This window comes from Luteimonas aestuarii (assembly GCF_004357985.1).
Lineage (GTDB): Bacteria > Pseudomonadota > Gammaproteobacteria > Xanthomonadales > Xanthomonadaceae > Luteimonas > Luteimonas aestuarii.
In genome coordinates, this window is the sequence record NZ_SMTF01000004.1 from 50752 (window position 1) to 72282 (window position 21531).

Annotated in this window: 18 protein-coding genes; 7 read left to right on the plus strand and 11 right to left on the minus strand. The window is 68.4% G+C overall.

Annotated elements, in window-relative coordinates:
• Positions 1 to 43 precede the first annotated feature (43 nt).
• The 3 genes from E2F46_RS07320 to ispG form a co-directional block, all read right to left on the minus strand.
• Positions 44 to 3421, minus strand: a complete 3378-nt coding sequence (locus tag E2F46_RS07320) for a S8 family serine peptidase (RefSeq protein WP_133321429.1) — start codon at positions 3419 to 3421, stop codon at positions 44 to 46.
• A 217-nt stretch (positions 3422 to 3638) separates the two neighbouring features.
• Positions 3639 to 4322 carry a phosphatase PAP2 family protein gene (locus E2F46_RS07325; RefSeq protein WP_425599809.1) on the minus strand — a complete coding sequence of 228 codons (684 nt, stop codon included), beginning with the start codon at positions 4320 to 4322 and terminating at the stop codon, positions 3639 to 3641.
• The gene (gene ispG, locus E2F46_RS07330; RefSeq protein ID WP_165967399.1) at positions 4315 to 5535 is read right to left on the minus strand and encodes a flavodoxin-dependent (E)-4-hydroxy-3-methylbut-2-enyl-diphosphate synthase; all 1221 of its coding nucleotides are present in this window, start codon (positions 5533 to 5535) and stop codon (positions 4315 to 4317) included. Before ispG ends, E2F46_RS07325 begins: the two co-directional genes overlap by 8 nt.
• Positions 5536 to 5645: 110 nt before the next feature.
• Between ispG and xseA the strand changes: the two genes are divergently transcribed.
• The 4 genes from xseA to E2F46_RS17445 all read left to right on the plus strand — a co-directional run bounded on the left by xseA (position 5646) and on the right by E2F46_RS17445 (position 13017).
• Positions 5646 to 6995, plus strand: coding sequence for an exodeoxyribonuclease VII large subunit (gene xseA, locus E2F46_RS07335; RefSeq protein WP_133321431.1), 1350 nt, complete (start codon positions 5646 to 5648; stop codon positions 6993 to 6995).
• Positions 6996 to 7115: 120 nt separating this feature from the next.
• Positions 7116 to 8762, plus strand: a complete 1647-nt coding sequence (locus E2F46_RS07340) for an acetolactate synthase large subunit (protein WP_133321432.1) — start codon at positions 7116 to 7118, stop codon at positions 8760 to 8762.
• Positions 8763 to 8784: 22 nt separating this feature from the next.
• Positions 8785 to 10266 carry an aldehyde dehydrogenase family protein gene (locus tag E2F46_RS07345; protein ID WP_133321591.1) on the plus strand — a complete coding sequence of 494 codons (1482 nt, stop codon included), beginning with the start codon at positions 8785 to 8787 and terminating at the stop codon, positions 10264 to 10266.
• Positions 10267 to 10590: 324 nt separating this feature from the next.
• Positions 10591 to 13017, plus strand: a complete 2427-nt coding sequence (locus E2F46_RS17445; RefSeq protein WP_165967391.1) for an HzsA-related protein — start codon at positions 10591 to 10593, stop codon at positions 13015 to 13017.
• 59 nt (positions 13018 to 13076) lie between these two features.
• Here the strand turns inward: E2F46_RS17445 and folP are convergent, their stop codons facing one another.
• From folP to rlmE, 3 genes are all read right to left on the minus strand, one after another.
• Entirely contained in the window at positions 13077 to 13976 is a 900-nt protein-coding gene (gene folP, locus E2F46_RS07355; RefSeq protein ID WP_133321433.1) for a dihydropteroate synthase, read from the minus strand.
• A gap of 165 nt (positions 13977 to 14141) precedes the next feature.
• On the minus strand, positions 14142 to 16052 hold the full coding sequence (gene ftsH, locus E2F46_RS07360; protein WP_133321434.1) for an ATP-dependent zinc metalloprotease FtsH: 1911 nt from the start codon (positions 16050 to 16052) through the stop codon (positions 14142 to 14144).
• Between the two features lie 30 nt (positions 16053 to 16082).
• Complete coding sequence (rlmE, locus tag E2F46_RS07365) at positions 16083 to 16730, minus strand: 23S rRNA (uridine(2552)-2'-O)-methyltransferase RlmE (protein WP_133321435.1); 648 nt, start codon at positions 16728 to 16730, stop codon at positions 16083 to 16085.
• A 140-nt stretch (positions 16731 to 16870) separates the two neighbouring features.
• On the opposite strand from rlmE, the gene yhbY reads away from it, so the two are divergent.
• Together yhbY and E2F46_RS07375 are read left to right on the plus strand one after the other, a co-directional pair.
• The gene (gene yhbY, locus E2F46_RS07370) at positions 16871 to 17176 is read left to right on the plus strand and encodes a ribosome assembly RNA-binding protein YhbY (protein WP_133321436.1); all 306 of its coding nucleotides are present in this window, start codon (positions 16871 to 16873) and stop codon (positions 17174 to 17176) included.
• A 13-nt stretch (positions 17177 to 17189) separates the two neighbouring features.
• Positions 17190 to 17567: an Mth938-like domain-containing protein gene (locus tag E2F46_RS07375; protein WP_133321437.1), complete on the plus strand. Its 378-nt coding sequence runs from the start codon at positions 17190 to 17192 to the stop codon at positions 17565 to 17567.
• Between the two features lie 227 nt (positions 17568 to 17794).
• On the opposite strand, the gene E2F46_RS07380 is transcribed toward E2F46_RS07375, so the two are convergent.
• Genes E2F46_RS07380 through surE form a run of 4 tightly spaced genes read right to left on the minus strand, consistent with a single transcriptional unit; the run spans position 17795 to position 20623 of the window.
• Complete coding sequence (locus E2F46_RS07380) at positions 17795 to 18565, minus strand: peptidoglycan DD-metalloendopeptidase family protein (RefSeq protein ID WP_133321438.1); 771 nt, start codon at positions 18563 to 18565, stop codon at positions 17795 to 17797.
• Complete coding sequence (locus tag E2F46_RS07385) at positions 18562 to 19146, minus strand: YqaA family protein (protein ID WP_133321439.1); 585 nt, start codon at positions 19144 to 19146, stop codon at positions 18562 to 18564. Before E2F46_RS07385 ends, E2F46_RS07380 begins: the two co-directional genes overlap by 4 nt.
• Positions 19146 to 19844 (minus strand): protein-L-isoaspartate(D-aspartate) O-methyltransferase, encoded by a 699-nt coding sequence (locus tag E2F46_RS07390; RefSeq protein WP_133321440.1) that lies wholly within the window; start codon positions 19842 to 19844, stop codon positions 19146 to 19148. The genes E2F46_RS07385 and E2F46_RS07390 overlap by 1 nt, the downstream gene beginning before the upstream one ends.
• Positions 19841 to 20623: a 5'/3'-nucleotidase SurE gene (surE, locus tag E2F46_RS07395; protein ID WP_133321441.1), complete on the minus strand. Its 783-nt coding sequence runs from the start codon at positions 20621 to 20623 to the stop codon at positions 19841 to 19843. The genes E2F46_RS07390 and surE overlap by 4 nt, the downstream gene beginning before the upstream one ends.
• Before the next feature lie 106 nt (positions 20624 to 20729).
• On the opposite strand from surE, the gene E2F46_RS07400 reads away from it, so the two are divergent.
• Positions 20730 to 21272 (plus strand): Smr/MutS family protein, encoded by a 543-nt coding sequence (locus tag E2F46_RS07400; protein WP_133321442.1) that lies wholly within the window; start codon positions 20730 to 20732, stop codon positions 21270 to 21272.
• Between the two features lie 9 nt (positions 21273 to 21281).
• Here the strand turns inward: E2F46_RS07400 and E2F46_RS07405 are convergent, their stop codons facing one another.
• Positions 21282 to 21509, minus strand: coding sequence for a hypothetical protein (locus E2F46_RS07405; protein WP_133321443.1), 228 nt, complete (start codon positions 21507 to 21509; stop codon positions 21282 to 21284).
• Positions 21510 to 21531 lie beyond the last annotated feature (22 nt).

The window sequence follows — 21531 nt, forward strand, 5'->3', positions numbered from 1 at the left end:
GGTTTGCACCGGCCCTTCCAGGATCACATCCAGGGAACGTTGCTCAAGGCGTGACGTTCAGGCGAACCCGGCCCGCCGCCTTGGGCTTCAGCGGGTCGTTGCTCGACGCGCAGATGTAGGCGACATTGCTGCTGCCCGGCGCCAACCCTGCAGAAGACAGAGCAATGCGCAGCGTGTTCGCATTGCCTGCCAGCACATTGCCAACGACCGGGGTCACCGGGCCAATCCACGGCGCGCCGCATGGCACCTCGCCGACGATGTTGAGGTTCAGGCCATTGTACGCGGCCGCCGGTGTCGTCCATGCGGCGGTACCACCGGCGTTCTGGGTCATGGTCCTGAAATCACCGGTCGCGGTCTGCGAGCCGAACCACACCCAACGGAAGTTGGTGGTGGTGCGCGCATAGGGCACCAGCCAATAGCGTCCCGCCGGCAGCGTCGGTGCCTGGCCAGCCGCGGCCAGGTCGAAGCGGACGTGGTTGAACTGCCCGGAGGTGGTGATGGTGATTCCCGGTCCGTTCGGGGCCGATTCGTAGCTCCACACGGCGGACGACAAGTTGCTCGGGCTACCGGCCGGATTGCCGCCGGCATCGGCGAAGATCGCCCAGCCGAACCGTGTCGCGCTGGTCAGCAGCGACCCGGAAGTCACCGTGAAGCCTTCGGTATAGACCGACCTCACGGTCAGCGGGGTCGACAGCACGAAATCGTCCGCGGCAAACAGCGCCGGTGTGGCATTGTCGCTGAGGAACGACGATGCGTAGCCGCTGGTCAGCGTGCCGCGGGGCACGTCGACGACCGTGGTGCTGGCTACGCCGGCGTTGTCGATCGTGTAATGCAGCGTCGAACCGCCGACATTGGCCACCGAACCGGTGCCAGCGCCGCTGCGGTTCGCCTGCAACGATGCGATGACGTCCGGCAGCACGATCGCCGGCGGCGGCACGGACACCGCGACCGGCATGCGCAGCACGGACGCGTTGGTGCCGGCCGTGGTCGGCGTGAGCACCACGGTACCGAAATGCCAGCTGCCATCGGCCGGCAACGACTTGGTATCGACCAGCACGTTCAGGGTCGCCGTGCCATTGGCCGCGAACTTGAGGTTCGCCCCGTTGGTACGGCCCGGCAGGCCCTCCAGCGTCACTCGCCACGTCATCGCGCGCGCCTGGGTATTGCGGAACGTGCGCTGGAACGAACACGAGGTAAAGCAACTGGCGCTGGCAAGGCTGGGCTGGTTCAGCGTGGAGGGCTGGCCACCGGTGGCCGGGTTGGCCGCCAGGTAGTTCGCCACGCTTTCATCCATGACCAGGCCGGCATTGATGGCCTTGTCCACGCGGATGCGGCCGCTGCCCGCACCAAAAGGCGTGGCTGGCGTGACCTGGTCCTCCAGCAACACGGTCTGGTCGGCGGTCAGCGCGAGTGCCGACTTGATCTCCGGCACCGTCCAGCCCGGACGCGCCTGGCGCACCAGGCCGGCGGCGCCCGCCTGGTGCGGCGAGGCCATCGAGGTGCCGTTGTACAGGTCGATCGCATTCTCGAACCCGGTCAGCGTGGTCCCCGCAGTGACCGCAAGCACGCGCACGCCGGGTGCCGTCACGTCGGGCTTCAGCAAATCGAACGTCCCCGCAGGTCCGCGCGAGCTGAATGCGCCCAGTGCGTCCGGTGTGTTCGTCATGATGATCGCGGGGTAGGGAATGCCCGCCGTGGTGGCGCCGGGATTGGCCGCCGCGAAGTTGCGCAGTGCGTTGCCATCGGCCTGCAGGATGCCGAACGCCGGGATGGTGGTACCCGGCACCGAGGGAATGATGCCGCCGGCGGCGTTGTTCGCGATCACGACCGCGGCGGCCCCTGCGGCTGCAGCGTTGTTGACCTTTTCGGCGAATCCGCAGGTGCCGCGCCGGATCACGATGATCGCGCCGGTGAGCGAGTCGGCCGGATAGGGATTGGGCAGGCAGCCATCCGCGGCGGTGTCGATGCCGGGGCTGACGACCAGCCGCGAGGTCCCCGGGATGGAGACCGTCTGTGCGACGCCATTGCTGCCGGGATTCATGATCACCGCGCCCAGCGGCTCCGGCACCGGCGCCGGTCCCGTCACTTCCAGTACGGTCAGGAAATCGCCACGGCCATGCTGCGACGCCGCCGTCGAGGCGACCCACGGCTCGAGGTGTCCCATCGTGTTCGGCCCCGGGCCGCTGTTGCCCGCGGACGCGGCGATGTAGATGCCCGCATCGACGGCATTGAGGAAGGCCAGCGACACGGCCTCGCTCCAGGGCTGCGCACCGCCGCCGATGGAGTAGTTGATCACGTCGACCACGCCATCGGCGATGGCCTGGTTGACGGCCGCCACCGCCGACACGTTCGGGCAAAGGCCCTGGCCGGTCGCGGTATTGGTGTAGCAGACATCGAACGCGACGATGTTCGCGCGCGGCGCGACGCCGGAGATCTCGAGGTCATGCCCGCCGAACTCCACGGCACGGCGATTGCCGCCCGCGGTGGAAGCGGTGTGGCTACCGTGGCCATTGGTATCGCCGAAGCCCGGCTCTTCGCGGATGTTCGCCAGGCCGCACTGGTTGCCCGGCGCGCCGCAAACGAAATCGTAACCACCGATCAGCTTGTCATTGCAGCGGCCGGCATCCACGCCCCCCGCCGCGCAGGTGCCGAGATAGTTGCCGGCGCCACGCGGATTGACGTGCTGGTAGCCATCGATGGCCGACAGCGCCGAGAACGACGGGCTGCCCCAGTTGATGCCGGAATCGAGGATGCCGAACACGATGCCCTCGCCCTTGTAGGCGGTCGGCGCACCCGGATTGGTGCCCGTCCAGACCGGTTCGGCGCCAATCAGCGCCGGGCCGAGATCGGTATCCAGCAGGTACTCGCGATATTCCTCGACCAGGAGCACCTCCGGCAGATTGCGGATGCGTTCCGCCTCCACCGCCGAGACCTCGGCGACGATGCCGTTGACCGCGTGCTGCATGCCAAGACGGACATCCAGCGGGCGGCCGATGCTGCGTTCGATGCTTCCCTTGTGGTCCGCCTGGCGGCCGCGCAGGTAGCTGACATAGTTCCTGGCCTGTGGCGCATTGACGTCCAGCTTCGCCTTGCCTCGCGCGCCCACCGTGCGCTTCGGTTCCGGAAGGCTGGCGATGCCGCCACGATAGGCGCCCAGCGCGGGTTCGCGGAACACGACGATGAAGGTCCCCTTGGCGCCATCAACCGCAGCGCGCGCGGGCGGCCCGTCAATGCCAAGGCCTGCAAGCCGCTCGCCGACGACCGCAGTGCCGGCGCCCGGAGGCTGTGCCGGCTGCGTGCGCGCGTCGCTTCCGGACAACAGGCCGGCGACCGGCCCTGCCTTTGTCAGTACGGCGGCACCCGCGATCGCAGCGATCGCCAGCAACCCCGCGGTCCAGCCGAATGTTCTTGCTCGAGACATCTGATCTCTCTCCAGATCGGCACAGCTGAGGAATGAACGAGGCACCGCAGGCATGGCCTGCGACGCATACGGGATACACGGAATCAATGGCGCGGCGGCCCCCTCGGCCACGCCCGCCATTGCAGCCGACTCTACCGGTTTTGCGGAGGACTGCACAACGCAGCGCAGCATACGGTCACGAATGGGGTAACGAGCCGTCGGATAAGGCCGCGTTGCGTCAGGCAGGACGGGCGCGCAATGGGCGCACCAGCACCCATGCACCGAGCACCCACACCGTGGCCGCGGCCCAGCCGGCGAGGATGTCGGAGGGGTAGTGCACCCCCAGGTACACGCGCGACAGGCCCACCATCGGCACGAACACGGCCATGGCAGCGACCACCCACCAGCGCCACCGCGTGCGCCAGCACAACAGCAGCAGGACCAGCGCCAGGGTCATCGAGCCCATCGCATGGCCGCTGGGGAAACTGAAGGTGGACTCAGGCGCGATCGACTCCCACAGCGACGGCCGGTCCCGTGCATATAGTTGCTTCGTCGCGATGTTCAGCAGCGCGGAACCCCCAATTGAAAGGCCGGCGAATACGCTGTCGCGGAAGCGACGTGCGATGGCCAGCCCCGCCACCAGCAGGATGTCGAAAGGCACCACGCCGTACTGGTAGCCCGCTGCCGAAAAGTACAGGAACACGCGATCGAAGCCGTCGCGCGCCATTGCCTGCGCGAACAGCAGGATCGGCTCGTCGAAGGGCAGCGACTCGCCCTCGTGCACTTCGTCGGCCAACTCAAGGAACAGCCACATCGGCAGCAGCAGCGCTGCGAACAGCAATGCCAGCCTCGGACCATGCCGCACCAGCGTGGCGATGAGCTCGCGCCATTCGCCGCGCAGGATCCCGTTCGGTTCAGCCACCTGCGACGCGGCCGTAGTGCCGGTCGACGTAGTCGTCCACCAGCGCGACGAACTCACCCGCGATGTGCTCGCCGCGCAGCGTCACCGCCTTTTCGCCGTCGATGAACACCGGTGCGGCAGGCGCCTCGCCCGTGCCCGGCAGCGAGATGCCGATGTTGGCGTGTCGCGATTCGCCCGGGCCGTTCACCACGCAGCCCATCACCGCCAGGGTCATGTTCTCGGCGCCCGGATGCGTGACCTTCCACTCGGGCATCTTCGCGCGCACGTGCTCTTGCACCGCCTTGGCCAGCACCTGGAAGAACTCGCTGGTGGTACGGCCGCAGCCGGGGCATGCGGTGACCATCGGCGTGAACGCGCGCAGGCCCATGGTCTGCAGCAGTTCCTGCGCCACCACCACTTCCTGCGTGCGTGGCGCGCCCGGCTCCGGCGTGAGCGAGATGCGGATGGTGTCGCCGATGCCTTCCTGCAGCAGCACCGCCAGCGCCGCACTGGACGCGACGATGCCCTTGCTGCCGATGCCGGCTTCGGTCAGGCCCAGGTGCAGGGCGAAATCGCTGCGCCGCGCGAGGTCGCGATACACCGCAACCAGTTCCTGCACGCCGCTGACCTTGGCCGACAGGATGATCTTCTCGCGCGGCAGGCCGAGCTCGACCGCGCGTTCGGCCGAATCGATCGCGGAACGGATCAGCGCCTCGCGCAGCACGCGTCCCGCGTCCCACGGTTCGGCGCGTTGCGCGTTCTCGTCCATCAGTTGCGCGGCCAATGCCTGGTCCAGCGAGCCCCAGTTGGCGCCGATCCGCACCGGCTTGCCATAGCGGATGGCGAACTCGATCAGTTGCGCGAACTGCGTATCCCGCTTCTTGCCGAAACCGACGTTGCCGGGGTTGATGCGGTACTTCGCCAGCGCCTCGGCGCAGGCCGGCTCGCGTTCGAGCAGCTGGTGGCCGTTGTAGTGGAAGTCGCCGATGATCGGCACCTCGATGCCCTGCATCGCCAGGCGCTCGACGATGCGCGGCACTGCCGCGGCCGACTCGGGATTGTTGACGGTGATGCGCACCAGTTCCGAACCCGCACGCCACAGCTCGGCGACCTGCTTCGCGGTCGATGCCACGTCGGCGGTATCGGTATTGGTCATCGACTGCACCACCACCGGTGCGTCGCCGCCCACCTTCACGCCACCGACGCCCACCTGACGCGTGGCGCGGCGCGGCATCGCGCCATACGGCGCCACGTCATCGGAGTGGCAAGGCGGGAGGGGTTGCGGCGATCCGGACATGGCGCCATTTTACCTGTCCCTGCCGCGGCAGCGTTTATCCTGACCGGATGAATGCCGCCGTCACCGGCGAGATCCTCTCGCCCAGCCAGCTGAACACCCTCGCCCGCAGCCTGCTGGAGGATGCGTTTCCGGTGGTGTTCGTGGAAGGCGAGCTGGGCAATGTGTCACGCCCGGCCTCCGGCCATCTGTATTTCACGTTGAAGGACGCGCGTGCGCAGGTGCGCTGCGCCCTGTTCAAGCCCAAGAGCCAGTGGTTGCCGTTCCAGCCGCGCGAGGGGCTGAAGGTGCTGGCGCGCGGCCGGTTGACGCTGTACGAGGCGCGCGGCGACTACCAGCTGATCCTCGATACGCTGGAGGAAGCCGGCGAAGGCGCCCTGCGCCGCGCCTACGAAGAGCTGAAGGCGAAACTCGAAGCCGAGGGGCTGTTCGATCCGGCGAGAAAGCGCCCGTTGCCCGCGTACGTCCGGCGGCTGGGCATCATCACCTCGCCCTCGGGCGCGGCGGTGCGCGATGTGTTGAGCGTCCTGGCGCGACGCTTCCCGCTGCTGGAGGTGGAGGTCTTGCCGGTGCCGGTGCAGGGCGAAGGCGCTGCGGCACAGATCGCCGACGCCTTGCGCCGCGCCGCAGCCGCCGGTCGCCACGATGTGTTGCTGCTGGCCCGCGGCGGCGGGTCCATGGAAGACCTGTGGGCGTTCAACGACGAGGCCCTCTCGCGCGCGATCGCGGCATCGCCGGTTCCGGTGGTGTCGGCCATCGGCCATGAGACCGACTTCAGCCTCTCGGACTTCGTCGCCGACCTGCGCGCGCCCACGCCATCGGCCGCCGCCGAACTGCTGGTGCCGGAACGCGCCGACCTGGCGCTGCGGATCGATGGCTTGCGCCGCCGCCTGGCCACCCTGCACGTGAACCGGCTGCGCCAGCACGCACAGCGTGCCGACCGCGCCATGCTGCGACTCAATGCGCTGCGGCCGCAGGCGCGACTCGACGCCTGTCGCACGCGTCGTGACGAGGCCCTGCGTCGCCTGCAGGCCGCATGGCAACAGCGCATGCAACGCCATGCCGCCACGCTGCGCCACGCCAACGCCGTGCTCAATGCCATGCGACCGCAGCGTCGACTGCAGTCGCTGCACCAACGCCTGGGACTGCTGCGCTTGCGCCCGCAGGCCGCCATGGCGAGACGCCTGCAGCGCGACGCCCTGCACCTGCGCGGGCTGGCCCGCTCACTCGATGCAGTGAGCCCGTTGGCCACCATCGCACGCGGCTACGCCATCCTGCAGGACGACAGTGGTCGCGTGGTGCGCAGCATCGACGACGCCAATGTCGGCGAACACCTCGAGGCGCGGCTGCAGGACGGGACTCTGGCGGTGCGCATCGAGGGAACGCAGCGATCCGGATAAGGGCGCGCCGCGGTCATCGCCTGCCGATAACCTGTCGTCGCGCACACTGGCGCACGCCCCCCGTCCACGCCATGGCGTCGCGACGGGCGCCCACCCCGCTCCATCGGAGGACACGCCCGCATGACCAAGGCATCCAATCTGTTCGTCGCCGCGCTGGAAGCCGAAGGGGTGACGCATGTCTTCGGCATCCCCGGCGAGGAAAACCTCGACCTGCTCGAATCCCTGCGCAACTCCCCGATCGAACTGGTCCTGACGCGCCACGAGCAGGGCGCAGGGTTCATGGCGGCCACGCTCGGCCGACTCACCGGCAAGGCCGGCGTGTGCCTGTCCACGCTGGGGCCGGGCGCGACCAACCTGGTCACCGCGGCGGCTTACGCGCAGCTGGGCGCGATGCCGATGATGATGATCACCGGGCAGAAACCCATCCGCAGCAGCAAGCAGGGCCATTTCCAGATCGTCGACGTGGTCGGGATGATGTCGCCGCTGACCAAGTACACGCGGCAGATCGTGTCCGCCGACAGCATCCCCGCCCGCGTGCGCGAAGCCTTCCGTCGCGCCGAGGAGGAACGCCCGGGCGCCACCCACCTCGAACTGCCGCAGGACATCGCGGGCGACGCCAGCGAGGCGATCCTGATCCCTGCGTCCTACTCGCGCCGCCCCATCGCCGAGCACAAGGCCATCGCCGCCGCGGCGGACGCGATCCGCAGCGCACGGCATCCGCTGGTGATGATCGGTGCCGGCGCCAACCGCAAGACCGTGGCCAACAGCCTGCGCCACTATTTCGGCAAGCTGGGCATCCCGTTCTTCACCACCCAGATGGGCAAGGGGGTGATGGACGAGGAAGATCCGCTGTGGCTGGGCAACGCCGCGCTGTCGGACCATGATTTCGTGCATCGCGCCATCGATGCCGCCGACTGCATCATCAACATCGGCCACGACGTGATCGAGAAGCCGCCGTTCTTCATGCGCAAGGGCCGGCGCACGGTGATCCACGTCAACTACAACAGCGCCGAGGTCGATGCGGTGTACTTCCCGCAGATCGAGGTGGTGGGCGACATCGCCAATGCCGTCTGGCAACTGGCCGAGGCGCTCGACCCGCAGCCGCATTGGGATTTCGCTTTCTTCCAGCGGACCCGGGACGCGCTGCTGCAACAGGTCGAACGCTGCGGCCGCGACGACCGCTTCCCGATGACCGTGCCGCGGATGGTGGCGGAGCTGCAGCGGATCCTGTCGCCGCGCGACCGCCTGTGCCTGGACAACGGCCTGTACAAGCTGTGGTTCGCGCGCAACTACCGCTGCCGACATCCGAACACGATGCTGCTGGACAACGCCCTGGCCACGATGGGCGCGGGCCTGCCCTCCGCCATTGCGGCGCGTATCCACGACCACGAGCACAAGGTCGTCGCCATCTGCGGCGACGGCGGCTTCATGATGAATTCGCAGGAACTGGAAACCGCGGTACGTCTCCAGCAGGACCTGGTGGTGCTGGTGCTGCGCGACGATGCCTTCGGCATGATCAAGTGGAAGCAGCAACACGAGGACTACCCGGTGTACGGCATGGACACCGGCAACCCCGACTTCGTGCAATACGCCAGAAGCTACGGTGCGCACGGGCACCGGATCGAATCGCTGGATGCCTTCGCGCCACGCCTGCGCGAAATCCTGGACACGCCCGGCGTGCACGTCGTCGAAGTGCCGATCACCTACGTCGACGACGACCGGCTGCTCAACGAAGACATCCCCAAGCTCGCCGCCGCGGTCGAATGAGCGCGGCATGACGGAGACCTCCATGGCCAAGCGCAAGCACAGCAAGACTTCGACGGACGGCAAGCAGCCCAAGGCCAGCCTGCCCGCCAGCTATCCGTGGTACCTCGCCAACAAAGCGGTCGCGGCGAAGGCGGACCTCGATGTCCTCGACAAGTTCAGCGGCAAGGTCGCCACGCGGGTGCCGTTGGTCGGTGCAGCCGAGGTGCGCAAGGCCATCGTCGCCGCGCACAAGGCGCGCGACGCGATGGCCGCCTTCCCGCCCGATGCCCGCCGCGATGTCCTCGAACATTGCGTCCGGCGCTTCCGCGAGCGCCACGACGAACTCGCGCTGTCGCTGTGCATCGAGGCCGGCAAGCCGATCAAGGATGCGCGCGGCGAAGTCGACCGCCTCATCGACACCTTCCGCATCGCCGCCGGCGAGGCCACGCGCCCGCCCGGCGATGTCATGAACCTCGAGCTGTCGCCGCGCACCCGCGGCTATCGCGGCATGGTCAAGCGCGTGCCGGTGGGCGTGTGCAGTTTCATCACGCCGTTCAACTTCCCGCTCAACCTGGTGGCGCACAAAGTAGCGCCGGCGATCGCAGCCGGCTGCCCCTTCGTGCTCAAGCCGGCGCTGAAGACGCCGGTGGGGGCGCTGATCATCGGCGAGGTGCTGGCCGAGACCGACCTGCCCAAGGGCGCGTTCTCGGTACTCAACTGTTCGAACGAGGATGCGGCCATCCTGGTCGAGGATGAACGCATCGCCCTGCTCAGCTTCACCGGCAGCCTGCTCGGCTGGGACCTGAAGTCGCGCGCCGGCCGCAAGAAGGTCACGCTGGAACTGGGCGGCAACGCGGCCTGCATCGTCGATGCCGATCCGGGCGCCGACCTCGACCATGTCGTCGACCGCCTGGTGTTCGGCGCTTATTACCAGTCCGGCCAGAGCTGCATCAGCGTACAGCGCATCCTGGTGCACACCAGCCTCTATCCGGCCCTGCGCAAGCAGTTGAAGCAGAAGGTTGCGGAGCTGCGCATGGGCGATCCACGCGATGAGAAAACCTTCATCGGCCCGGTGATCGACGAGGACGCCGCCAGGCGCATCGAATCCTGGGTCACCGCCGCCGAGCGCAAGGGCGCGAAACGGCTTGCCGGCGGCAAGCGCAAGGGCAACCTGCTGCCCGCCATGCTGCTGGAGAAGGTGCCGCGCGACAGCGACCTCTACCGCAAGGAAGCCTTCGGCCCGGTCGCGATGCTGGAGCCCTTCGACGACTTCGATCAGGCCATCGACCGCGTCAACGACAGCGACTTCGGCCTGCAGGCCGGCGTGTTCACCGCCAGCCTGGCCCACGCGATGCGCGCATGGGACCGGCTGGACGTGGGCGGCGTGGTGGTCGGCGACGTGCCCAGCTTCCGCGTCGACAACATGCCTTACGGGGGCGTGAAGCTGTCGGGACTGGGGCGCGAAGGCGTGCGCCACGCCATCGAGGACATGACCGAACCGCGCCTGCTGGTGGTCAAGACCTGAGCCGGGGAGGCCTCGTTTTCCACCCGTAGCGCCCCCGAAAACGCGGAAGCGCCCGCAGAACGGCCACCCATTCAGGGGCAACATCCGCTTCTGCGATGCAAGTCACTGATTCGCGGCCCGAATTGGAGGATTCGTTCAGCCGGCAGTGCAGCTTCGGGAACTTGGCGTGTTCATAATCCTGACCGGGGGGATCGTGGCAGTCATCGCCACGCTTCATGGATGCAGGTACGCGGGCGCGGCTCGCGATTCCGCCTGCTTCGCTGGGCCGGTGCCATCTGCCACCGTCAACCACGGCCTGACCGCCCTCCCGGAAGCTTTCCTGCCATGACCCTCCTTTCCCGCGGCTCTTTCCGCATCGGGTGCCTGTTGGCCCTGTCCGCCGCGCTGGTGTCGACCACCGGCTGCGACCTGACCCTCGACACCTCGACCTCCACCGCCACCAGCAAGTCCGTCGCCAGCGACGGCGACAACGACGACACCGGCGCCAATACCGGTCGCCCGGTCATGGCCAGCGCCACGGCCAAGTCCACCACCGTACAGAACCCGATCCTGTTCGTGACCCAGGTGCCGGTGGCCGCGGGCGATCCCTTCGGCAGCCGCCTGTCCACCTTCGCCAACCACATCCCGGACCTGGGCGCTGTTCCGCGCGGCGGCGACCTGATGATCCGCTACCCCGACGGCGTGCTGCGCAACCTCACCCGCGAGGCTGGCTTTGGCGTCGATGGACTCCAGGGCGGCGACGCGATCGCCGTGCGCGAGCCCACCGTGCACTGGGACGGCAACAAGGCGATCTTCAGCATGCTGGTGGGTGGCGCCCCGGCGCGCTACCAGTCGCCGAATGCACGCTGGCAGATGTATGAAGTCACCGGACTGGCGCGTGGCCAGACCGCTCGCATCACCAAGGTGCCGCACCAGCCGACCGCATACAACAATGTCTCCCCGCTCTATGCCAGCGACGACCGCATCCTGTTCACGTCCGATCGCCCGCGCAATGGCGCCACGCACCTGCACCCGCAGCTGGACGAATACGAAAGCACGCCGACCATCACCGGCATCTACAGCCTGGATCCCGCGACGGGCGCACTGGCCATCCTCAACCATGCACCCAGCGGCGCGTTCTCGCCCACGATCGACAGCTATGGCCGCGTGATCTTCACCCGCTGGGACCACCTGCAGCGCGACCAGCAGGGCTACAGCGCGTTCGGCGCGGTGGATTTGGCCAGCGAGGCCAGCAACGCCGCCAAGCTGTCGATGCAGCCGGAGACCTTCCCCGAATCGCGCACCGGCATGAGCAGCCCCTATGGCCAGGTCAACGGCCATACCTTCAACCTGTTCACGCCGTGGCAGATGAACCAGGACGGCACCGACGAAGTCACGCTCAACCACATCGGCCGGCAGGAACTGTCGTACATGTACGTGCCGCGCACGTTCGCATCCGATTCCGCGCTCGCCGACGCCGGCAACACCTCGATGTTCGCCAACCGCAAGCACATCCGCCCCGACAGCGGCCTGTTCCACCTGCGCGAAGACCCGCGCGCGCCCGGCACCTACTTCGGCATCTACGCGCGCGAGTTCGCGGAAGGCACGACCAACCAGATCGTGCGTTTCAACGGTGCGCCGAACGTCAATCCGGAACAGATGGCGATCGTGGACGCATCGCCGGAATCCAGCGACGGCGGCCGCTTCCGCAACCCGCTGCCCACCACCTCGGGTGCCATGGTGGCTGGTTATGTGTCCACGTCGAGCTTCGGAGCCGGCAGCAGCATCCGCCTGCACGCGTTGGGCACCAATGCGTCGGGCCTGTACACCTCGGGCACGGCACTGACGCCCGGCATCAGCAAGAGCGTGAGCTGGTGGGACCCCAACAACCAGCGTTCCTACAGCGGACTGCTGTGGGAGCTGGAGCCGGTGGAAGTGGTTGCGCGGCCACGTCCGCCCAGCCCCACCCTTGCGTTGCCCTCGGTCGAACGCGCCGTCCTGACCGAAGAGCAGGTAGACGAGAATGCGCTGCGGCTGTGGATGAAGAACAACAACCTTGCCCTGATCATCGTGCGCAACCAGACCAGCCGCGACCGCGGCGACCGCCAGCAGCCGTTCAACCTGCAGGTGCCCGGTGGCGTCCGCACGGTGAACGGCAACGGCCGCGTGTACGACGTGGCCCATTTCCAGGTTTTCCAGGGCAACCTGGTGCGGGCCTACGACAACTACAACCGCGGCCGCCGCGTGATCGCGCAGCCAAGCATCGTTCCCAGCAACCCGGCGTATCCTGCCGGCCCCGCCGGCAGCGTGGCGATCGCCAGCGACGGGTCTTCCGCCGCCTTCGTCCCCGCCAACCGTGCCCTGACCTGGCAGATCACCGACCCCGCCGGCCATGCCGTGGTCCGCGAGCGCCTGTGGGTGACGATGCAGCCCGGCGAGATCCGCACCTGCACCGGCTGCCACGGCGAGAACAGCCGCAACCAGGCCGGGCAAACGGCATCCGCCGCAAAGCCCCAGGCGCTGCGCACGTTGCTGCGCCACTGGAAGCAAGGCGGCAGTGCGCCGCTTCGCCAGAACAGCGCCCAGCCATTGCTGCCACCCGGCGCCGCCGCCGCAAGCGCGGTCACAGCCGGTGCGCAAGCGCAGCCAGTCGCCGCGACGCTCACGCCAGGCATGGTGACGGGTGCGCGCGCACAGGTCCGGTCGCAGCAGGTGCCTGTGCGTGCTCCGCTGCCGTTCGACGGTTCCCGCAGGACCGAGGCGCTGCGCTGATGGTGTTTGGCGACAGTTGAACTGCCGCCCGCCTGCCCGTGTGTTCCGCCCGCGCGGGCTCAGTCCGCGTCGGGCCAGCTGATCGCCGGCGCAGCCGAGGCCGTGCGCGGCACCGGCACCGCCGCCACCGCATTCCAGACCTTCAGCGCGTCGACCGTGGCGGCCACGTCGTGCACGCGCACCAGCTGCGCACCGCGCTGCGCGGCGATGAGGTGCGCGGCGACCGATCCATGCACGCGCGTCGCAGGGTCATCGCGCCCGGTGAGCTCACCGATGCTGCGCTTGCGCGAGAGGCCGGCCAGTACCGGCACGCCCAGCTCCACGAACCTCGCCAGCTGCGCCAGCAAGGCAAGGTTGTGCGCGGTCGACTTGCCGAAGCCGAATCCCGGGTCCACCAGCAGGTTGCGCCTTGCGATGCCGGCCATTTCCGCCGCGAAGATCCGCTCGGTCAGGAAACGATGCACCTCGCCCACCACGTCGTCGTACTCCGGCGCGTCCTGCATCGACCCCGGCTCGCCCCGCATGTGCATCAGCACCACCGGCACGCCCAGTGCCGCGGCCGCATCCAGCGCACCTTCGCGACGCAGCGCTCGGACATCGTTGATCATGCCCGCACCCGCGGCCACCGCCGCACGCATCACCTCGGGCCTGGATGTGTCGATGCTGATCGGCAGCGCGGTCTGCACGGCCAGGCGTTCGACCACCGGGATCACGCGACGCAGTTCCTCGTCGACGGGTACGAGCTGCGCACCCGGGCGCGTGGATTCGCCACCGATGTCGAGCACATCGGCCCCCTCTTCCGCGAGGCGAAGGCCGTGCGCGACGGCGGCATCGACATCATCGTGCGCACCTCCGTCGGAGAACGAATCCGGCGTGACGTTGACGATACCCATGACGCGCGGGACATCGAGGCTGAGCTTGCGGCCGGCGCAATCGAGCTGTGGCGTGGTGTCGAACATCGGGAATGACCAGGCAAGGGGAAGGCGAGTCGCCGCATCGCACAGCTTGCCACACCGGGTCGCGCCGGTTCCGTGCCCGCGCACCTGCGATCGATGGATACGACGACGGCGCCGGTTTGCCGGCGCCGTTGCGCGATCACATCACCCGGGGCGGAGCGCCTGGGCTCAGGCCTGCTCCGCCGGACCACCGATGGGCGATACCGGGCGTGGGCCGCCCTCATCGTCGCCAGCGGGTGCGTCCGGCTTGCTCCAGCCCATGGGGGGCGGCGGATCCCGGCCTTCCATGATGGCGTCGATCTGCGGCACGTCGATGGTTTCGTATTCCAGCAGCAGCTTCGCCATCTTGTGCAACTTCTCGATGTGCTCGGTCAGGATGGTCGTGCTGCGGGCGTACGCCTTGTCGAGGATGCCGCGCACCACTTCGTCGATCTTGCGCGCGGTGTCGTCGGACACGCTCTTGTGCTGCGTCACCGAACGACCGAGGAACACTTCGTCCTCGTCCTCGCCGTAGGCAATCGGACCCAGTTCGTCGGAAAGGCCCCACTTGGTGACCATGTTGCGCGCCATCTTGGTCGCGCGCTCGATGTCGTTGGACGCACCCGTGGTGACCTTGTCGGTGCCGAAGATCAGTTCCTCGGCCACGCGACCACCGTACAGAGAGGCCAGGTGGCTTTCGATGTAGGTGCGGTTGTAGCTGTAGCGATCGCCCTCGGGCAGGTACATGGTCACGCCCAGCGCGCGGCCGCGCGGAATGATGGTGACCTTGTAGACCGGGTCGTGCTCGGGCATCAGCCGCCCGACGATGGCGTGGCCGGCCTCGTGGTAGGCGGTGAGCTTCTTTTCGTCCTCGCTCATCGCCATCGACCGGCGCTCGGCGCCCATCAGGATCTTGTCGCGCGCGCGGTCGAAGTGGTCCATGCGGACTTCCTTCGCGTTCTCGCGCGCGGCGAACAGCGCCGCCTCGTTGACCAGGTTGGCCAGGTCCGCGCCGGAGAAACCGGGGGTGCCGCGCGCCACGATCATCGGCTCGACGTTGTCGGCCAGCGGCACCTTGCGCATGTGCACCTTGAGGATCTGCTCGCGGCCCTTCACGTCGGGCAGGCCGACGACCACCTGGCGGTCGAAGCGGCCCGGGCGCAGCAGCGCCGGGTCCAGCACGTCGGGACGGTTGGTCGCGGCGATCACGATCACGCCCTCGCCGCCCTCGAAGCCGTCCATCTCGACCAGCAGCTGGTTCAGCGTCTGCTCGCGCTCGTCGTGGCCGCCGCCGAGGCCGGCGCCGCGATGGCGGCCGACCGCGTCGATCTCATCGATGAAGATGATGCACGGCGCGTGCTTCTTGGCCTGCTCGAACATGTCGCGCACGCGGCTGGCGCCGACGCCTACGAACATCTCGACGAAGTCCGAACCCGAGATCGAGAAGAACGGCACCTTGGCCTCGCCGGCGATCGCCTTGGCCAGCAGCGTCTTGCCGGTGCCGGGCGGGCCGACCATCAGCACGCCGCGCGGGATCTTGCCGCCCAGCTTCTGGAACTTGGAGGGGTCGCGCAGGAACTCGACCAGCTCCGACACTTCCTCCTTGGCCTCGTCGCAGCCGGCGACGTCGGCGAAGGTGACCTTGGTCTGGTCCTCGTTGAGCAGCTTGGCCCGCGACTTGCCGAACGACATCGCGCCCTTGCCGCCGCCCTGCTGCATCTGGCGCATGAAGTACACCCAGATGCCGATGAACAGCAGCCAGGGCAGGATGTTGATCAGGATGTAGAGCAGAGACGGCCCGCTGGACGGGCGCTCGGCCTTGATCTCGACGCCGTGGTTGATGAAGTCGTTCATCATCCCTTCGTCGCGGCGCGGTGCGATGACGGTGCCGCTCTGGCCGTTGCGGGTCTCGAAGGTGATGGTCTTCTCGTCCTCGGCGATATCGACCTTGCGGATCTGGTTGTCGCGCACCTGCTCCATGAACTGCGAGTACAGGACCTCCTGCGACCCGGCCGTGCGCGGGCTGAAGCTCTGGAACACCACCATCAGCACGACGGCGACCAGGGCCCACAGCAGGAGGTTCTTCACGAGATCGTTCATTGGATATGCCTTGTTTCCCTGTTCGCCATGCTACTTCATCGATGCCAGCTTGCCCTGCGCCAGCGCATAGACTTCCGGCGAACGCTTGCGCGATGCCGCCGGCTTGCGGATCGCCACCTTGGGGTAGCGCCTGCGCAACTCACGCACGTACTCGTCGAACCCCACGCCCTGGAACAGCTTGATCAGGAACGCGCCACCGGGCTTGAGGTGCTGGTCGGCGAACTCCATCGCCAGTTCCGCCAGGTGCATCGCGCGCGGTTGGTCCACCGCGCCCACACCGCTTTTGTTGGGGGCCATGTCTGACAACACAAGGTCCACGGGCCGGCCACCCAAGAGAGTCTCAAGGCTCGATAAGACCGCATCCTCCCTGAAATCGCCATGAAGGAACTCCACGCCAGCCAGCGGCGGCATGTCCAGGATGTCGAGCGCCAGCACGCGCCCGGGCCGCGCCGGGTCCAACCGGTCCAGTTCCTGCCGCACCCATTGCGACCACCCGCCGGGCGCCGCGCCCAGGTCCACCACCACCATCCCCGGCTTCAGCAGGCGGTCGCGCGCCACCAGTTCCTCAAGCTTGTACGCCGCGCGCGAGCGCAGGCCTTCGGCCTGTGCCTTCTTCACGAAGGGGTCGGAGAAATGTTCCTTGAGCCAGCGCTGGCTGCTCTTGCTGCGTGTGGCCATACGATCAACCCCCGCCCCCGCGTGCGGGGAAGGGATGGGGTGGGGGCAAGCCGGTCGCCACGATGACAAGGAAGCCGCGCGGGACGGGCGATGCGGGCCCGCATGATACCCTGCGCATCCCGCCGCCTCCCGACTCCTGCATGACCCTCGCGCTGACCGCCGCCCAGACACGCTTCCTGCGCGGGCAGGCGCACGATCTGAAGGCCATGCTGCAGGTAGGCGGGAAAGGCGTGACCGAGTCGCTGGTCGCCGAGATCGACGGCGCGCTGGAGCACCACGAACTGATCAAGGTGAAGGTGGCCGCCGCCGACCGGGACGAGCGCGATGCCCTGATCGCACAGATCACGCAACGCAGCGGCGCGGCCCTGGTGCAGCGCATCGGCCACGTGGCGGTGCTGTACCGCCCGTCGAAGGACCGTCGCCAGATCGTGCTGCCGCGGGCCTGAGCCGGGCCGACACATGCAACTGGTCCACGAACGCCCGGATTTCGAGTTTTTCCTGCGCGGCGCCGATGGCCAACACGCGCTGGTCAACGATCGTACCCTGCTGCGCAGTTTCATCGTCGCGCCCGACCGGCTGGTCGAAGACTGGCAGGTCGATGCCGCGGCGACGCTCACACCCGATGACCTCGAACCCCTGTTCGCGCTGCGACCCGAATTGATCGTGCTGGGTTGCGGCGCAGCGCAGGTCTTCCCGCCGCCGCGCACCCTGGCCGCCTGCCTGTCGCGCGGCATCGGCCTGGAAACCATGGTCAACGGTGCCGCCGCCCGCACCTACAACGTCTTGGCAGGCGAAGGCCGGCGCGTGGTGGCCGCGTTCGTGCTTGCGGGACAGTGATGGCCGATCGCTGACCGGCAACAGCCGAGGACACCTCGGCCCTTCCACATCACCCGTTGCCAGCCACGGCACGATCAACGCGCCGGCAGATACTGCATCGGATCGACCGGGCGGTCGTTGTAGCGGGCGATCAGGCGCCGCCTGCGATCCATTGGATCGCGCGCCTGTGAGCGCCCGGCGCGCTGAGCCGGGCCGGGGATCCGCGACTCGCGGAGCACGCCTCGCGATCAGCGCGCCGGCAAGTACTGCATCGGATCGACCGGGCGGCCGTTGTAGCGGATCTCGAAATGCAGCATGTCGCGGGAGGCACCGCTGCGCCCCATTTCCGCGATCTGCTGGCCGGCGCCGATACGCGCGCCTTCGTTCACCAGACGCGTGCGGTTGTGGCCATAGGCCGTCAGCCACTGGTCGTCATGCTTGATGATGACCAGTTCGCCGTAGCCGACCAGGCCGGAGCCCGAATAGACCACCACGCCCTCGGCCGCTGCGCGTACCGGCTGCCCCGCCGTGCCGCCGATGCCGATGCCCTGCTTGGTCGGATCGCCTGCGGCATACCGCGCCACCACTTGGCCGTCGGTGGGCCAGCGCCAGCTGAAGGGCGACGCCGCCGGTGCGGGCGTCGCTGCCTGCGGCGGTGCCTGCGTGGGGGCAACGGCGGGCCTGGCCTGGGCGCCACCGGACGCCGGGCGTGCCGCCGCTGCAGGGCGCGTGGTGGACGCGGTGCGCGTGCCGGACGACGGATACAGGTTGAGTCGCTGGCCCGGATAAATGGTGTAAGGCGCGGAAATCCCGTTCCACAGCGCGAGGTCCATCGGGCTGATGCGGTTGTTCACGGCGATGCGATACAGGGTGTCGCCGCGTTGGACGGTCACCGTCTGCCCGGGGCGCGGCGTGGACGTGGCCGACGATTGCGACGAAGGCGCACCCGAGCGCGTCACCGTGCTCTTGCCGCAGGCCACCAGCAAGGCCATGCAGGCCACCACGATCCACATCCTCATCGAAACCACTCCAACCAGACCAAGGCCACGGCAACCAGTACTACGGCAAACCATCCCAGGGCCTCGACGTAACGGCGCAGCACGCCTTCCAGGCGTTCGCCACCCCAGGCGATCAGGCCCGCGACCAGGAAGAATCGCGTGCCGCGCCCGATCACCGAGCCCAGCAGGAACGGTAACAGGCCCACGCCCAACGCACCCGAAGCGATCGTGAACACCTTGTACGGGATCGGCGTGAACGCGGCCAGCAGCACGAACACGAATCCGTAGCGCTGGAACAGGTCCTGGACCTGCAGGAACGCCGGCTCCCAGCCCATGCGCTGCATCCATGGCCAGATCAGGTCCAACGCGTAGCTGCCCAGCGTATAGCCCAGCAATCCACCGACTACCGACGCCACTGTGCACACTAGCGCATAGCGCCACCACGCCGCCGGCTTGGCCAGCGCCATCGGTGCCAGCATCACGTCCGGCGGGATCGGAAAGATGACCGATTCGGCTGCGCTCATCGCCGCCAGGTAGCGCGGTGCGTGGCGATGGCGCGCCCATTGCAGGCAGCGCTCGTAGAGTGGACCGAACAGCCGCATCAGCCGAGCACGCCCGACAGCAGGGGCACGAACGACACCGGCGCCAGGTCGGTGCGTTCGATGCTGCCATCCGCGCGCGCGCGCAGGCAGGCCAGCACCTGGCCGCCCGGCGCGCCCACCGGCGCCACCAGGATGCCGCCGGGTGCGAGTTGCGCCGTGAGCGCGTCGACCAGTGCCGGTGCAGCCGCGGTCACGACGATGCCGTCGAACGGCGCTTCCTCCGGCCAGCCGATCCGACCGTCATCGTGCTTGCTGCGCACGTTCAGGCCAAGCGAACGGAACCGCTTGCGCGCGACGCGCAGCAATTCACCGATGCGCTCGACGGTGAATACCTCGATGCCCAACGCGGCGAGGATCGTGGCCTGGTAACCGGACCCGGTGCCGACCTCGAGCACCTTCGCGGGCTGGCGACCGTCCGCATACAGCGCTTCGGTCATCTTCGCCACCACCCAGGGCTGCGAGATGGTCTGGCCGTGGCCGATCGGGAGCGCCGTGTCTTCATAGGCGCGCGTGGCCAGCGCCTCGTCGACGAACAGGTGGCGCGGCACGGTACGGATGGCATTGAGCACGCGTTCGTCGGTGATGCCCCCGCCACCGTGCGTGCCGTCGCGCAGCCGGTCGATCAGGCGGTCGCGCACGCGCTGCGAGGTCATGCCCATGCCAACCGCCTCGGGCTGCAGCCGCAACCGCGGCGTCATGTGCGCGGTTCCCGCAGTTCCTCGGCCAGGCTGCCGACCCAGCTGGCCACCTGCTCCAGCGCCTGGTAGCGGGTCAGGTCGACATGGATGGGCGTGATCGAGATGTTGCCGTAGCGCACGGCGTGGAAGTCCGTGCCCGGCCCTGCGTCCATCTCCGGCCCGGCCGCGCCGATCCACCACCAGGTGCGTCCACGCGGATCCTCCTGTTTGGTACAGGGCTCGGCGCGGTGGCGGTTGCCGAGACGCGTGACCTCGAAACCGGCGACATCGGCCCAGGCGCGGTCGGGCACGTTGACGTTGAGGATTGTGTCCGCGGGCAGCGGATCCGCCTTGAGGCGCTCGACGATCTCCACCGCGGCACGCGCGGCGGTCTCGTAATGGCGGCCATCGTGGTTGACGGTGGCCAGCGACATCGCGATCGCCGGCAGGCCGAGGAACCGGCCTTCCATCGCCGCGGCCACGGTTCCCGAGTAGATGACGTCGTCGCCGAGGTTGGCAGTGTTGTTGATGCCCGACACCACGATGTCCGGCTCGAGTTCCAGCATGCCGGTGATGGCGACGTGCACGCAGTCCGTGGGTGTGCCATAGACGCGCCACACCGTGTCTTCGAGCTGCTGCACGCGCAACGGCATGTCCAGCGTGAGCGAATTGCTGGCGCCGGAGCGGTCGCGGTCGGGGGCGACGATCAGCACGTCGTGGCCGGCGTCGCGCAGGCCCTGGGCGAGGATCCGGATGCCGGGGGCGTCGACGCCGTCGTCGTTGCTGACCAGTACGCGCATGCCGCTGAGTATCCCGCCCCGTTCGATGACCGCGCACATGATACCGGATGCAGGTTGCGGCCCGCGGGCGCGCGGCGATCACCGCGGCGCGCTACGCTTGGACGCGATGTCCAGCGAACGCGACGACGACCAGGACGATGCGGCACTGTTCCGGGATGCCATCGGCCCGGTGCGGCCGCTGTCGCCTGCGGCACCGCCACCTGCGCGCCCCAGGCCGGCACCCGCCGCGCACATGGCGGCCCGTGACGATGCCGAGGCCCGCAGCGAATTCCAGGCCATGCTCGACGAGCGCGGGTCGCTCGAGGCCGGCGACGTGCTGTCGTATCGACGCGACGAAGTGCCCGCCCGCGTATTGCGCCGGCTGGCGCGCGGCGACTACGCCGTGCGTGACGAACTGGACCTGCACCACGCGCGCGCATCGGAGGCCGAAGCCATGCTGCGGATCTTCCTGCCGCTGGCCCGTCGCGAAGGGCACGGCTGCATCCGCATCGTCCACGGCAAGGGGCGGCATTCCGACGCGGGGGTGCCGATGCTGAAAAACCTGGTCGACAGGGTGCTGCGCCAGCGCGCGGACGTGCTGGCGTTCCATTCCGCGCCGGCCGCGCAGGGCGGTACCGGCGCCGTGTTGGTCCTGGTCAGGCCAGCCTGACGACCGCGGTCACTGGTCGACGCGCCGGACCGGCGGATTGACCCAGCGCACCTGCACCCCGCGCTTGCGCGCGATGTGCTCGACGGCTGCGATGTACCGCACGTCGCCCTGGTAGTGGCCGTCCAGCGCAGGTTGCGCAGCCGGACCCGGTGCAGTCGCCAGCTGGTGGCTGCTGGTACACGCTGCAAGCGCGGCCACCGAGACCGTGGCGATGGCGGACCGAAGGAATGTCTTCATGGTTCCACTCCCGTTGCCGCCC